Here is a 13,766-nt window from a genome sequence, read left to right as displayed (position 1 = left end):
TTTTAACCGCAGCGTAGTCGCGCTGGCCATCAAGGGGTGGGGCGACGGCACCGACATCGGCAAGACCATCCACCCGCCCCCGACCCTGGGCGAGTCGATCGGTATGGCCGCCGAAGTGTACGAGGGCGTGTGCACGGACTTGCCGCCGCCGCGCAAGCGTTGATGTTGTAGCTGTCCATACTCGAAACCCGCAAGCGATTGCGGGTTTTTTTAACCGCAGCGTAGTCGCGCTGGCCATCAAGGGGTGGGGCGACGGCACCGACATCGGCAAGACCATCCACCCGCACCCGACCCTGGGCGAGTCGATCGGTATGGCCGCCGAAGTGTACGAAGGCGTGTGCACGGACTTGCCGCCACCGCGCAAGCGTTGATGTTGTAGCTGTCCATACTCGAAACCCGCAAGCGATTGCGGGTTTTTTTATTTCCCTTGACCTGCAGCGTGGTAAAACGTGGCGCATCGGCCCCATGTGAAAATTGGTGAGTATTGCCGTGTGGAAAAAGTGGCAGAATGGAGGTCTGTCACCGTGTTCTGCTTTCGCTTCAATAGAACCGTGTGATTTTTCCAGGAATGTTGCCAGCGTGGGAGTCGGTCAAGTTCCGCTGTACCAAGCGCCTGCCCCAGTCGATGCATACATCCCCTGCTGGCGCCCCTCGGAAGCGGGGACTCGTCGCGTGGCTCGCCTCGCGTCCTCCCCATGCCTTGTCCGCGCTCCTGATGAACTGCCGGCAGAAGACGCTCCCTACTGGGATAGGCTCTAAGAAAGTTTTGCAACGATGAAAAAATTTACCGCCCTTCATATTGCCGACGTCCGTTTGCGCCGGGCCGACGAGCAAGAGCAAGCCGTGATGCTGCATGCCTTGTACCAGGACGTGGCCGCTATCCTGGCGGCGGGCAAGCGGATCGATGCGATTTTCTTCACAGGGCAGCTGGTGGCGCCGGACGCCTGTGCCGGCACGACGCCCGTGTACGTCTACGAATACTTCCTGCGCCCCTTGCTGCAGGCGGCCAGCTTGCCCGGCGCGCGTTTCTACCTGGTGCCGGGCAGCCGCCAGCAGGGTGTCGCTGCCGCCACGCTGGGCAATGCCGGCTTCAGCTTTTTCTCCGCCGATGAGCACGCCAGTGCCGAGCAGCGCGCGCGCTACAAGAATATCCACGCCGTGTTCCATGGCCATCAGCATACGGGCGACGCCAGTTCGCTGATGAAGTCGCTAAGCATCCTGTTCAAGAGCAATCCCGGCAGCCTGTACGGCGCACAGGGCCAGATGGCGGCGTATGCGGTGCTCGAATTCGGCACGGGCGAGGCCGATGGCGGCAGGGCCGGCACGCAGTGGAAGGTATCCCTGCGCGAGTTCGACGACGTGAGCAAGAACTTCGCCCTGTCGGTGCTGTACACGCCGAACGGCCAGGACACGGGGCAGATGGATGCCGAGTATGTGTTTGCCACCTTGCTGCCGCAACTGGCAGGCGAGCGCGCTTATTTCGATGGCTTGCTGGGCAAGGCGGGCGCGCAGCCGCGCGAGGACGCCGGCGTCGCTGCCGATGCGCGTGAATTCCTGATCGAGCTGGCGTTCGTGATGTTCGAAGCCAAGAGCGTGTTCCTCAACGAGGCGGAACTGGAGCGCTTTGCCAGCGACTATTGCGGCGTGAAGGGCTGGAACATGGCGGCCGGCGATTGGCTGGCGCCGCTGTATGCGCATGGCTTGCTGCTGCGGGCCGATGGCCAGGTGGCGTTTTCCTTCGATTACTTCCGCACGTATTTCCTGGCGCAGCGCTTTGAAACCTCGTTCGACCTGATGCGTTATGGTCCTGACCGCTACGATGGAAGCGAGTCTGCACTGGGCGTTGATGGCGCGTCGGCGGCCCAGCCTTTCCTGCGCGCGCTGGGCTTGAACGATGAACGGACTGAAGCGGCGCTGCCGGAAGACTGCAGCCGTCCTGGCTGATTTCCGCGGCCAGCCGTCCCGCGTCAGTCCGCCAGCGGCTGGCGCAGGGTGCCGTGCAGGAACAGGTCGAGACTGACCGCCACCTTGGCGCGCAATTGCGCCACATCGGGTTGGGCTGGCGGCGGAAACAGCAGGCGCGACATCTGGTCGCCCAGCAGGCAATTGAGCAGGTGCAGCGCCAGCATGGAGGGCGTCAGTTCCGCGCGAAACAGGGGCGCGATGTCGGGACGGCTGAAAAACTTGGTCAGCATCTCGCGCGTCTGTCCCGGTCCCACCTTGTAAAACGTTTCCGCCAGTTCCGGGTGCGTGGCCGCTTCGGCCACGACCATGCGATTCAGGCGGATCGCCGCCGGCATGGTGACCAGTTGCACGAACAGCAGGCCGAACTCGCTCAAAATGGCGGGCAGGGGCCGCATATCCGTTTCCAGCGCCGGCATGGTCGAGAAGTAGGCGGCGCGGCGTAATTCCACCACGGCATTGAACAAGCCCGACTTGCCGCCAAATTTCACATAAATCGTGCGCACGGCCACGTGGGCTTCGCGGGCGATCATTTCCAGGCTGACCTTCCCATATCCTTTTTCCAGAAACAGGCAGCCGGCCGTGTGCAGCAGGTTTTCCATGCGCGCTTCCATGTCGGCCGCGCGCGGGCGGCCGGCCGGCTTGCCGCAGCAGGAAAGTTCCTGGGCGGCGGCGGATTCTTTATCGGTAGGCAAGGTATCGCTGAGGCCGGGATCGGACATGGTCTGGGTCTCTTTATAAGGTGGAAGGTAAGTGATGGCTCACACTGTAGTGCAAATTAAAATGAAATGCAATCGTTTCATTTCTTGACTTTGGCTTTTCTTTGCCCAATAATGAACCTATATCATTTCATTTCCGGAGCGAGTATGTCCAACCAGCCAGGCCACGCAGAGCACAAGGTGCTGAGCGCCGTCCCACCCGCGGCCCCCGCCGCACCTTCCACGCCCGCCGCTGCCGCCAGCTCCGCACCACCGAACAACCGCGTGAAAATCATTGCCGGCCTGATCGTCCTCGTCGCGCTGGGTGCCGGCGCGCGCATGTGGTACCGCAGCCACTATTTCGTGGAAACGGAAAACGCCTACGTGGCCGGCCACGTGCATCCCGTGTCGGCACGCATTTCCGGCGTCGTCACCAAGGTCTTCATCGATGACAATCAAATGGTGAAAGAGGGCGACGTGATCGCCGAACTCGATCCCTTCGACCAGCGCGTGAAGACCGAGCAGATCGCCGCGCAGATCGCCAGCGCCGAGCAGCAGGTGCTGCAGGCAGATGCGCAGATTGCGCAAGTGCAGGCGCAAGCGAGCGCCGCCCAGGCGCAGGTGGCGCAGGCCGATGCGCAATTGCTGCGCGCGAAACAGGATGCGGAGCGTTATGGCCAGCTGTACACGAGCCAGATGAAAGCCGTCTCGAAAGCGGAACTCGATGCGGCCAACGCGGCCCGTTCGAGCGCCGTGGCCGACCTGGCCGCCCGCCGCGACAGCGCCTCGGCCGCCAAATCGCAGATCGGTGCGGCGCAAGCTGCGCGCGACGTGGCCAAGGCGCAGGTGGCCGTGCTGCGCGTGCAATTGAAGGACGCGGAACAGCAGCTGCAATACAACCGCATCCTGGCCCCCGTCGCCGGCCGCATCGGCAAGCGCAACGTGGAAACGGGCATGCGCGTGCAGCCTGGTCAGCAATTGACGGCCATCGTGCAGGACAACGTCTGGGTCACCGCCAACTTCAAGGAAACCCAACTGGCCGACCTGCACCGCGGCCAGAGCGTGCACGTGACCATCGACGCCATGCCGGGCAAGAAACTGGTGGGTACCGTGGACAGCTTCGCGCCTGCCTCGGGCGCGCAATTCGCCCTGCTGCCGGCCGATAACGCCACCGGCAACTTCACCAAGATCGTCCAGCGCGTGCCCGTGAAAATCGTCTTCCAGCCGGAAGACATCAAGGCCATGAACGGCCGCCTGGTGCCGGGCATGTCGGTGATCGCCGAAGTGGAAGTGAACCAGCCTGAAACGCAGCCGGCCACGCGCCACGCCGCCGCTCCCGCCGCCCAGTCCACCACGCGCTAAGCTTCCATGAGCAGCCCCTCCACCACGCTGGCGAAGCCGCCGGCGTTTCCCGTGATCGACGAGAAAGTCTCCGGGCGCACCTGGCTGGCGGTCGCCGCCGGCATGCTGGGCGCCTTCATGGCGGTGCTCGACATCCAGATCACCAATTCCTCGCTCAAGGATATCCTTGGCTCGCTGTCGGCCACCCAGGAAGAGGGCTCGTGGATTTCCACGGCCTACCTGGTGGCGGAAATCATCGTCATTCCCCTCACCGCGCTGCTGGCGCGCGTGTTCGGACTGCGTACCTACATGATCGGCACCACCGCCTTCTTCCTGCTGTTCTCCACCCTGTGCGGCACCGCCTGGAACCTGGAAAGCATGATCGTCTTCCGCATGCTGCAGGGGTTCACGGGCGGCGCCCTGATCCCGATGGCCTTTACCCTGGTGATGCTCAAGCTGCCGCCGTCGAAGCGCGCCGTCGGCATGGCCATCTTCGGCCTGACGGCCACCCTGGCGCCGGCCATGGGCCCGACCCTGGGCGGCTACCTCTCCGAACTGTATGGCTGGCCCTCGATCTTCTACATCAACTGGGTGCCGGGCGTGCTGCTGATCGCCGGCATGATCTATGGCCTGGACAAGGAGCCGATGAAGCTCGAGATGTTCTGGAAGGCCGACTGGCTGGGCATCTTCTTCATGGCCCTGGGCCTGGGCTGCCTGACCATCTTCCTGGAAGAGGGCAATTCCAAGGACTGGTTCGACTCCGGTTTCATCATCACCTTCGCCGCGCTGGCCCTGGTGGGCATCCTGGGCTGGGTCGTCACCAGCGCCACGCGCGCCGAACCGTTCGTCAACCTTGGCCTGTACGGCCAGCGCAATTTCCTGGTCGCCACCGTGCTGTCGGCCGTGACGGGCATGGGCCTGTACGGCTCGGCCTTTTTGCTGCCCTTGTTCCTGGGCCAGATCGCCGGCTATTCACCGATGCAGATCGGTGAAGTCATCATGTGGGTGGGCTTGCCGCAGCTGTTCATCATGCCGTTTGTGGCCAAGCTGTCGTCCGTGGTGGACAACCGCATCCTGTGCTCGTTCGGTCTCTTGCTGTTTGGCGGCTCGTGCATGATGAATGCCTACATGGACGCGTCTACCGGCTACGACCAGCTGCTGTGGTCGCAGGTCGTGCGCGCGCTGGGCCAGCCCTTCGTCATGCTGACCCTGTCGAACTTCGCCATGAAGGGCATCGCGCCGAAGGACATGCCGTCCGCCTCGAGCCTGTTCAATATGACGCGCAACCTGGGCGGCTCGATCGGCATCGCCCTGCTGGCCACGGCCCTGAGCACCCGCGAACACTTCCACTCGCAGCGCCTGGGCGAAGCGATCAACGCGTATTCCAGCGCCACGCAGCTGCGCATCGACCAGCTGACGTCGTCGTTCATGGCCAAGGGCTATGACGCCGTCACGGCCGGCAACCAGGCCTTGCAGGCGATCGACGGCATCGTGCGCCGCGAGGCGTATGTGATGGCCTACAACGATGGCTTCTTCCTGATCGGCGCCATCCTGCTGGCCTGTATCGTGCCCCTGTGGCTGGCCGACAAACTCAAAGCTCCCGGTGGCGGTGGTGGCGGTCATTGACCGCGCACAGTCCGCACGTGCAGCACCTCAAGAACAAGAAGGTAATCATCATGCAAACAGTATTGACGAAAATCGCGCTGGCCGCTTCCCTTGCCGTGGCGCTGTCCGCCTGCGGCACCGTGGGCCAGGATTTCACCGCCCCGGCAAACCTGGCCGGCACCGGCACCTTCCGCCACGGCGCGGCCGCCGCGGATGCCGCGCAGCTGCCCAAGGAGTGGTGGAACATCTATGGCGACGCCACCCTGAACCGCCTCGAACAGAGCGCGCTGCAGGACAATCCCAGTGTAAAAGCGGCCGGCGAGCGCCTGCTGCAGGCGCTGGCGCAAAGCGGCACGGCGCGCGCCAACCAGGGCCCGAGCGTGAATGTCAGCACGGGCATCTCGAACTCGCGCACCTCGGCCAACACCTCGCAGGGCCTGGCCCTGGGCAACCGCTCGATCAGCGGCAATAACTTCTCCGTGGGCGGCTCGCTGTCGTATGAAGTCGACCTGCTGGGCCGCGTGAAACGCCTGGTCGAAGCGGCGGATGCGCAGGCGCTGGCGGCGCAGGCCGACCGCGACGGCGTGCTGCTGATGCTGTCGTCGCAAGTGGCCAGCAATTACTGGCAGCTGCGTGGACTCGACGCGGAAATGGCGATCCTGAATGGCGCGCTGGACACCCGCCGCGAGTCGGCGCAGCTGGTCGAGGCGCGCTTCAATGCAGGGCTGACGAATGAGCTGGACCTGGCGCGCGCGAAAGTCGAACTGTCGAACGCGCAGGCCGACCTGCATGAGGTCAAGCGCCAGCGCAACCAGCTGGAAAACAGCCTGGCCACCCTGACGGGCAAGCCGCCGTCGGCGCTGCAATTGCCGGTGGCGGCCGATCCGTCCATCTTGCCGCTGCCGCCCGCCATTCCCGTCGGCTTGCCCGCCAGCCTGCTGGCGCACCGTCCGGACCTGGTCTCCAGCGTAGCGGGCCTGCGCGCGGCAAACGCGCAAGTGGGCGTGGCCGAAGGCGCGTTTTACCCGTCGCTGCAATTGACGGGCAATTTCGGCTACGCCTCGGAAAAGCTGCGCGACCTGGCGCAGGGCGGTTCGCGCCAGTTCAGCTTTGGTCCGCTGGCCCTGTCCCTGCCGATCTTCGACGGCGGCCGCAACCAGGCCAATCTGGATCTGTCCAAGGCGCGCTATGCGGAAGCCGTGGCGAACCATGAAACGAAGCTGCTGACGGCCTTGCGCGAAGTGGAAGACGCGTTGTCCGACGTGGAGCAGCGCCAGTTGCAGGGCGACGCCCAGGCCCTGTCGCAGGCAGCGGCGGCGCGCGCCTACCTGGTGGCGCGCACGCGCTACGAGCGCGGCATCTCGACCTACCTCGACGTCACAGATGCCCAGCGCAGTTCGCTGGCAGCGGACCGCGCCGCCGCGCAGATCAAGACCCAGCGCCTGCTGGCGACGGTTGCCGTAGCGAGGTCTCTCGGCGCCGGCTGGCAGCCGGACGGCGAGCTGGCCAAGCTGGCGTCCGCGCCCGCCGCGAAGGCCAATTAAGTACGACGGTTACGTGAGCGTGGCCGGTGGCGGTGTCGCCGCCGGCCCGTAGCGTTCCAGCAGAAAATCGATGAAGGTCGTCAGCTTCGGCGTGGGCTGGCGGTCGCGCGCGTACACGAGGTGCATGGGGCGGGGCGCCGGCACGTAGTCGGCCAACAGCGGCACCAGCCTGCCGGCGGCGATATCGCCGGCCATCAGGATCTCCGCCTGCATGACGATGCCGAAACCGTGCAGGGCCGCCACGCGCAGCGCCTGTCCATTGTTCGAGCGGAAGCGGCTTTCGCGCACGGGGCTGCCATCATCGTCGCCGCTCCTGGCCAGGCGCCAGCGCACATGGCGCGTCCACTGCATGAAGTCCAGGCATTCGTGGCGGGCCAGGTCGGCCGGCGTGCGCGGCGTGCCGTGTCTGGCCAGGTAGGCGGGCGCGGCGCAGATCACCATCGCGTACGGCCGCAGCACGCGCGCCACCATGGCGGAATCTTCCAGCTTGCCGATGCGGATGGCCGCATCGAATCCTTCCTCCACCAGGTCCACCGTCCTGTCGTTCAGGTTCAGTTCCAGGCTCACTTCCGGATACGCATCGAGGTAATCGGCCATCAGCGGCGCGATGCACTCGCTGCCGAAGGACACGGGCGCCGTGATCTTCAGCTTGCCGCGCGGCGCCGCGCGCATGGCTTCCGCGCCCCGTTCCGCCGCATGGATGCTGGCCAGGATCTGGCGGCACTGTTCCGCATACTGCAGGCCGATTTCCGTCAGGCTTTGCCGCCGCGTGGTGCGCGCCAGCAGCCGCGCGCCCAGCCGCTCTTCCAGGTATTTGATGTGCTTGCCCACCATCACGGGCGAAATCTGGAATGCCTCGGCGGCGGCCGTGAAACTGCCCGCATCGACGACGGCGACAAAAATCTCCATGCTGCGCAATTTATCCATGGCATTCCGATTGCAAACTGTGGGTTGGTAATCTTGTAAATTCTAGCGTATTTATTCCTTTTCGTAAGCGGCGCATACTGGCTCCATCGTTCAACCCACACAAGGAAGCAGCATGAAAATCGTCATCATCGGCGCCAGCGGCACCATCGGCACGGCCGTCGCCGCCCAACTGGCGCCACGCCATGAAATCATCGAAGTGGGCAGCCGCAGCGGCACGCACCAGGCCGACATGGGCGACATCGCGCAAGTGCGCGCCCTGTTCAAACGCATCGGCAAGGTCGATGCCGTCGTCGTGACGGCCGGTAAAATGCATTTCGGTCCCCTGGCTGAATTTACTCCAGAGCAATTCCAGGTGGGCCTGGAAAGCAAGCTCATGGGTCAGGTCAATGTGGCGCTGGTGGCGCAGGAATACCTGAACGACGGCGGTTCGATTACCTTGACCAGCGGCATCGTGGCCGAGCAGCCGATCCGCTTCGGCACGGCCGCCAGCATGACCAACGCGGCCGTGGAAGGCTTCGTGCGGGGCGCCGCCATCGAGTTGCAGCGGGGCGTGCGCATCAATGTCGTCAGCCCCACGGTGCTGGCCGAATCGCTGGAGTCGTACGGCCCCTTCTTCTACGGCTTCGAGCCGGCCGCCGCCAGCCGTGTGGCCCTGGCCTACAGCCGCAGCGTGGAAGGGGCGCAGACTGGGCAGGTGTACAAGGTCTGGTAAGCCGCTTGCCATGCCATGGGGGCAGGTGGGACAATCGCAGGCTGAACAAGAAAGCGGTAACGCGCCATCCGCGCCTGAGAAAAATCCAACCGAGACCTCCATGAAAAAACTCCTGATTCCCCTGCTGATGGCTGCCGCCGTCGGCAGCGCCTGCGCCGCAACGCCAGCGACCCCGGCCACCGCGCAACAACTGACGGCCATGAGCGCCCGCTACGTACCCGTCGCGCTGACGGCCGACGTCACCCACCTGTCCGCGGGCGACCGCCAGGCCATCGCCAAGCTGGTCGAAGCGGCCAAGCTGGTCGACGTGCTGCAGCTGCGCCAGCGCTGGTCCGGCAATGAAGCGCTGTGGGCGGCTTTGAAGAAGGACAAGTCGGCCCTGGGCCAGGCCCGTCTGAACTATTTCTGGATCAACAAGGGGCCATGGTCGGTGCTCGACGCGCACGCCTCGTTCATGCCGGCCAGCTATGCGGGCATTGCCATTCCCGCGCACAAGCCGGAAGCGGGCAATTTCTATCCGCAGGGCGCCACCAAGGCCAGCCTGGAAACATGGATGAACGGCTTGCCGGCGGACGACAAGCAGCAGGCGCAATGGTTTTTTACCACCATCCGCGCGGGCAAGGATGGCAAATACCAGACCGTCAAGTATTCGGACGAGTACAAGGTGGAGTTGAAACAGCTGGCCAAATTGCTCGATGAAGCGGCGGCCGCCACGGACAATGCTTCCCTGAAGAAATTTCTGACCCTGCGCGCCAAGGCTTTCCTCGACAACGACTATTTACCGTCCGACTTCGCCTGGATGGACCTCGATTCGCCCGTCGACATCACCATCGGCCCGTATGAAACGTACAACGATGAACTGTTCGGCTACAAGGCCGCGTTCGAAGCCTACGTGAACATCCGCGACCAGGCGGAGACGCAAAAGCTCAATTTCTTCGCCAAACACATGCAGGAGCTGGAAGACAACCTGCCGCTCGACGCCCGGTACCGCAACCCGAAAGTGGGCGCGCTGGCACCGATGGTGGTGGTCAACCAGGTGTATGGCGCCGGCGACGGCAACATGGCCGTGCAGACGGCCGCCTACAATCTGCCCAATGACGAGCGCATCATCAGCGCGCGCGGCTCGAAGCGCGTGATGCTGAAAAACGTGCAGGAAGCCAAGTTCAAGGCCACCCTGACGCCGATCTCGAAACTGGTGCTTACGCCCGAGGCGCAGCAGGACGTCGATTTCAATTCTTTCTTCAAGCACATCCTCGCGCATGAAATCATGCACGGCCTGGGCCCGCACGCCACCGTGGTTGACGGCAAGCCATCGACGCCGCGCCAGGACTTGAAGGAAGCCTATTCCACCATCGAAGAAGCCAAGGCGGACATCACGGGCCTGTTCGCGCTGCGCTACATGATGGACAAGGGGCAACTCAACGACACCCTGGGCCAGGGCGAGGCGGCCGAGCGCAAGCTGTACAACACCTTCCTTGCTTCCGGTTTCCGCACGCTGCATTTCGGCCTGACGGATTCGCATGCGCGCGGCATGGCCATCCAGATGAATTACATCCTCGACAAGGGCGGTTTCGTCTCGCTGGGCGACGGCAAGTTCGGCGTCGATTTTGCGAAGATCAAGCAGGCAGTGATCGACCTGGACCGCGAATTCCTGACCATCGAGGCGACGGGCGATTATGCGCGCGCGCAAGCGATGATGAGCAAGTACGTGGTCATCCGCCCGGAGGTGCAGGTGGCGCTCGACAAGATGAAGGCCGTGCCCAACGATATCCGCCCGGAATTCGTCACGGCCCGCGCGCTGGATAAGGCGGCGAAGAAGTAAGCTGACCTTGATTATTATCAGTCGGAAAAGCCGGTGCCTTGCGCACCGGTTTTTTTTCGTCTTTATTTGCGAAAAGTTGCCAGTTTTTCCTTGTGGAAATATATCCACCGCTTACTCTGCAGTGGTAAATCCTCTTTTCTTCCCGCCTATCCCATGTTGAATCCGCTCTTGCTGATGAGCTTGCTCATCGTTTTGCCCGCCGTGGCTGGTCCCGTGCTGACCGATCTGGAAACCCGCTGGCTGCAGGCGGGCCAGCCCGTCATCGCGTTTGCGCGCGCGCAAGGTTTGCCCGTCGATATCATCGTGCAGCCCCAGGATGCGCCCGGCGCCGTGCCGCTGGCGCTGGGCTACGAAGGGGGGCGCTGCAAGCTGGTGCTGTCCTTGCGCGGCAATGCGCAGGCGGACAGTGTCTTGCAGGGCGTGCCATCCACGCGCCACAGCCTGATGCTGGAAGCGATGACGGCGCATGAAATCGGCCATTGCCGGCGCTATGCGCAGGGCGACTGGCACGCCTTGCCACGCGGCTTTGTCGAGCCGCGCAGCATGCAACAGGGCAAGTTGACCGCGCTGGCGCAGGAGCTGCGCGAGACGCGCCGCGAAGAGGCCTATGCGGATCTGGTCGCCCTGGCCTGGATGCATGGACGCCACCCCGGCCAGTACCAGGACGTGCTGGCCTGGATGCGCGGCGTGCGCGCGGCTGGCGAAGCCGCGGGCGGCGGTGTAGGCAGTTCCCACGCCACGCAAGGCTGGCTGGCGCTGGCCGATGGCGCAGGCGCATTTGATGGGGCCGCTTCACCATTTGAACAGGCGCAAGTATTGTGGCGGAAGGGCTTGAGCGGCGACAAAGGACAGTGAGTTTTTGCCTGAATGGCGTGTCAGCGTGTGCTGTCGCACGGAGCTTTGCGCGCGGCAGGGGTCTAATCTGGGCATCAACTAACCAGAGAGGAACCATCATGAACAAAATGATCGCACTCATGCTGGCCGCCAGTGCCAGCGCCCTGCTTGCCGCCACGCCCGCGTATGCACAGGATGCCTCGTACAAGAGTTTGACGGACAAGGCATCGGCCGACTACAAGCAGGCCAAGGCCGCCTGCGACAGCCAGAGCGGCAACGCGAAAAAAGTCTGCGTGGAAGAAGCCAAGGTGGCGCGCGCCAAGGCCGAATCGGATGCCGTGGCGCAATACCGCAACACGCCGCGCGAGCTGAGCAAGGCCCGCAAGGACGTCGCCAATGCCGAGTATGACCTGGCCAAGGCCAAGTGCGGCGACCGCACGGGCGCCGATAAAACCACGTGCATGAACGATGCCAAGGCGGCGAAGACGGCCGCGCTGGCCGACGCCAATACGGGCGCCAAGGCCGGCACCAACGTGGCGCAGAATCCGCCCGCGACCACGAAGGAAAATTGCGACGCCATGGATGCGACGGCCAAGGCCGCCTGCGTGGCGCGCAATGCGGCCGGCAGCACCAAGACGGCCATGTCCGACTCCGTCATCACCACCAAGATCAAGGCGGACCTCGTCAAGGACAACGACTTGAAGGCGCTCGACGTGCACGTGGAAACGGTGAATGGCGTCGTCATGCTCAGCGGCTTCGTGCCTTCCCAGGCGCAAGTAAAGAAAGCCGCCGACCTGGCCCGCAGCGTGGAAGGCGTGACGGATGTGAAGAATGGCTTGAAGGTGAAGTAAACGCACTTTGTGCCAGCGTCGACACAGGGAATGGAGCCGCATGCGGAGGGCGGGCGGCTCCATTTTTTTTGCTTGTATAAATTATGATCGTAATATAACATGGGAAATCTGGCCGGCGAGTGGTGATCGGCATCCACTTTTTCTCACGAGGACAGCATGCTTTCTCTTCCCTTTTCGCGCTGGCTGGAGCGGCGCGGCATCCACTTCGCCTGGGTCATCGTCGCCATCACCTTCCTCACGGCCCTGACGTCGTCTGCCGCGCTGGGCTTGCCAGGCGCGCTGATGCAGCCGCTGAGCCGCGAGTTCGGCTGGGATGCCGAGCAGATTTCCTCGGCCCTGGCCGTGCGTTTCGTGCTGTTCGGTTTGATGGGGCCGTTTGCCGCCATCCTGATGGAGCGCTTCGGCTTGCGCAATGTCATCTGTGTGGCCCTGGGCTTGATCGCGGCCGGCATGCTGCTGGCCACGCGCATGACGCAGTTCTGGCAGCTGGTGGCCCTGTGGGGCATCCTGCTGGGGCTGGGTTCGGGCATGACGGCGCTGGTCTTGAGCGCCGTGGTGGCCAACCGCTGGTTCGAGACGCACCGTGGCCTGGTGGTGGGCGTGCTGACGGCCAGCTCGGCCACGGGCCAGTTGCTGTTCCTGCCCGTGGGCGCCTGGCTGATCGAGCACTTCGGCTGGCGCACGGCCGTCATGCCCGTGTTTGCCAGCTGCGCGCTCGTCGCCGTGCTGGCCTTCCTGTGCATGCGCAACCGGCCGCAGGACGTGGCCTTGCGTCCGTATGGCGCCGACCCGGCCACGCCGCTGGCGGCGGCGCCGGCGGCAAGCATGACGTTCGCCACGCCTTTTCTGATCCTGCGCAGCGTGGCTTCCAATCGTACCTTCTGGATACTGTTCGGCACCTTCTTCATCTGCGGCCTCAGCACCAACGGCCTGATCCAGACGCACTTCATTTCCCTGTGCGGCGACTCGGGCCTGTCCGCCGTACCGGCCGCCTCCGTGCTGGCCATGATGGGCGCCTTCGACCTGTTCGGCACGATCTTGTCCGGCTGGCTGTCGGACCGCTATGACAACCGCAAACTGCTGTTCTGGTACTACGGTTTGCGCGGGCTGTCCCTGTTCTGGCTGCCGTATTCGGAATTCACCTTGTACGGCCTGTCGCTGTTCGCCATGTTCTACGGCCTGGACTGGATCGCCACCGTGCCGCCGACCGTGAAACTGGTGGGCGCCACATTCGGCCGGGAGCGGGCGGGCATGGTGTTCGGCTGGATCTTCGCGGGCCATCAGCTGGGCGCCGCCGTGGCCGCGTACGGCGCGGGCCGCATCCGCACCCTGATGCTGACCTACAATCCGGCCCTGTTCGCGGCCGGCGCCGCCTGCCTGCTGGCGGCGCTGCTGGTGCTGGCGATCCAGCGGCAGAAGGCGGCCGTGGCCGCCGTCCAGAGCGCATGAAAAAAGCCAGGCCCGCGTGAG

Annotated in this window: 11 protein-coding genes; 9 read left to right on the top strand and 2 right to left on the bottom strand. The window is 64.1% G+C overall.

All coding sequences use genetic code 11. The features are described from left to right. The first annotated feature begins 774 nt into the window (after positions 1-774). A complete protein-coding gene (locus AC07VH_RS20085) occupies positions 775-1,944 on the top strand; it encodes a hypothetical protein (RefSeq protein ID WP_475414743.1) in 1,170 nt (389 codons plus the stop codon). Positions 1,945-1,967: 23 nt separating this feature from the next. Here AC07VH_RS20085 and AC07VH_RS20080 read toward each other — a convergent pair whose 3' ends face one another. Continuing rightward, positions 1,968-2,684: a TetR/AcrR family transcriptional regulator gene (locus tag AC07VH_RS20080; RefSeq protein ID WP_494787769.1), complete on the bottom strand. Its 717-nt coding sequence runs from the start codon at positions 2,682-2,684 to the stop codon at positions 1,968-1,970. Positions 2,685-2,828: 144 nt separating this feature from the next. On the opposite strand from AC07VH_RS20080, the gene AC07VH_RS20075 reads away from it, so the two are divergent. From AC07VH_RS20075 to AC07VH_RS20065, 3 genes are read left to right on the top strand one after another with little or no spacing between them, the layout of a single operon-like run. Continuing rightward, positions 2,829-4,022, top strand: a complete 1,194-nt coding sequence (locus AC07VH_RS20075) for an HlyD family secretion protein (RefSeq protein WP_494787768.1) — start codon at positions 2,829-2,831, stop codon at positions 4,020-4,022. A gap of 6 nt (positions 4,023-4,028) precedes the next feature. Then, positions 4,029-5,627: a DHA2 family efflux MFS transporter permease subunit gene (locus AC07VH_RS20070; RefSeq protein WP_121670304.1), complete on the top strand. Its 1,599-nt coding sequence runs from the start codon at positions 4,029-4,031 to the stop codon at positions 5,625-5,627. Between the two features lie 50 nt (positions 5,628-5,677). Next, a complete protein-coding gene (locus AC07VH_RS20065) occupies positions 5,678-7,150 on the top strand; it encodes an efflux transporter outer membrane subunit (protein WP_494787767.1) in 1,473 nt (490 codons plus the stop codon). A gap of 9 nt (positions 7,151-7,159) precedes the next feature. Here AC07VH_RS20065 and AC07VH_RS20060 read toward each other — a convergent pair whose 3' ends face one another. Next, entirely contained in the window at positions 7,160-8,077 is a 918-nt protein-coding gene (locus tag AC07VH_RS20060) for a LysR family transcriptional regulator (RefSeq protein WP_494787766.1), read from the bottom strand. Positions 8,078-8,189: 112 nt separating this feature from the next. Here AC07VH_RS20060 and AC07VH_RS20055 point away from each other — a divergent pair, with 112 nt between their 5' ends. The 5 genes from AC07VH_RS20055 (at position 8,190) to AC07VH_RS20035 (ending at position 13,745) form a co-directional block, all read left to right on the top strand. After that, positions 8,190-8,789, top strand: a complete 600-nt coding sequence (locus AC07VH_RS20055) for a short chain dehydrogenase (RefSeq protein ID WP_474292532.1) — start codon at positions 8,190-8,192, stop codon at positions 8,787-8,789. 100 nt (positions 8,790-8,889) lie between these two features. Then, positions 8,890-10,611 carry a dipeptidyl-peptidase 3 family protein gene (locus AC07VH_RS20050; protein ID WP_494787765.1) on the top strand — a complete coding sequence of 574 codons (1,722 nt, stop codon included), beginning with the start codon at positions 8,890-8,892 and terminating at the stop codon, positions 10,609-10,611. A 153-nt stretch (positions 10,612-10,764) separates the two neighbouring features. After that, positions 10,765-11,466 carry a hypothetical protein gene (locus AC07VH_RS20045; protein ID WP_475414736.1) on the top strand — a complete coding sequence of 234 codons (702 nt, stop codon included), beginning with the start codon at positions 10,765-10,767 and terminating at the stop codon, positions 11,464-11,466. A gap of 98 nt (positions 11,467-11,564) precedes the next feature. Beyond that, positions 11,565-12,296 (top strand): BON domain-containing protein, encoded by a 732-nt coding sequence (locus AC07VH_RS20040; RefSeq protein ID WP_494787764.1) that lies wholly within the window; start codon positions 11,565-11,567, stop codon positions 12,294-12,296. 156 nt (positions 12,297-12,452) lie between these two features. Beyond that, on the top strand, positions 12,453-13,745 hold the full coding sequence (locus AC07VH_RS20035; RefSeq protein ID WP_494787763.1) for an MFS transporter: 1,293 nt from the start codon (positions 12,453-12,455) through the stop codon (positions 13,743-13,745). Positions 13,746-13,766 lie beyond the last annotated feature (21 nt).

The organism is Janthinobacterium sp. GW821-FHT03C10 (genome assembly GCF_059420865.1).
The sequence above is the reverse complement of the archived record's forward strand: the minus strand, read 5'-3'. Positions and strand labels throughout refer to the sequence as shown.

Coding starts and splice junctions, on each gene's coding strand:
- AC07VH_RS20080 (WP_494787769.1), bottom strand. CDS start 2,684: ATGTCCGATCCCGGCCTCAGCGATACCTTGCCTACCGATAAAGAATCC.
- AC07VH_RS20040 (WP_494787764.1), top strand. CDS start 11,565: ATGAACAAAATGATCGCACTCATGCTGGCCGCCAGTGCCAGCGCCCTG.
- AC07VH_RS20045 (WP_475414736.1), top strand. CDS start 10,765: ATGTTGAATCCGCTCTTGCTGATGAGCTTGCTCATCGTTTTGCCCGCC.
- AC07VH_RS20070 (WP_121670304.1), top strand. CDS start 4,029: ATGAGCAGCCCCTCCACCACGCTGGCGAAGCCGCCGGCGTTTCCCGTG.
- AC07VH_RS20035 (WP_494787763.1), top strand. CDS start 12,453: ATGCTTTCTCTTCCCTTTTCGCGCTGGCTGGAGCGGCGCGGCATCCAC.
- AC07VH_RS20050 (WP_494787765.1), top strand. CDS start 8,890: ATGAAAAAACTCCTGATTCCCCTGCTGATGGCTGCCGCCGTCGGCAGC.
- AC07VH_RS20060 (WP_494787766.1), bottom strand. CDS start 8,077: ATGGATAAATTGCGCAGCATGGAGATTTTTGTCGCCGTCGTCGATGCG.
- AC07VH_RS20075 (WP_494787768.1), top strand. CDS start 2,829: ATGTCCAACCAGCCAGGCCACGCAGAGCACAAGGTGCTGAGCGCCGTC.
- AC07VH_RS20085 (WP_475414743.1), top strand. CDS start 775: ATGAAAAAATTTACCGCCCTTCATATTGCCGACGTCCGTTTGCGCCGG.
- AC07VH_RS20055 (WP_474292532.1), top strand. CDS start 8,190: ATGAAAATCGTCATCATCGGCGCCAGCGGCACCATCGGCACGGCCGTC.
- AC07VH_RS20065 (WP_494787767.1), top strand. CDS start 5,678: ATGCAAACAGTATTGACGAAAATCGCGCTGGCCGCTTCCCTTGCCGTG.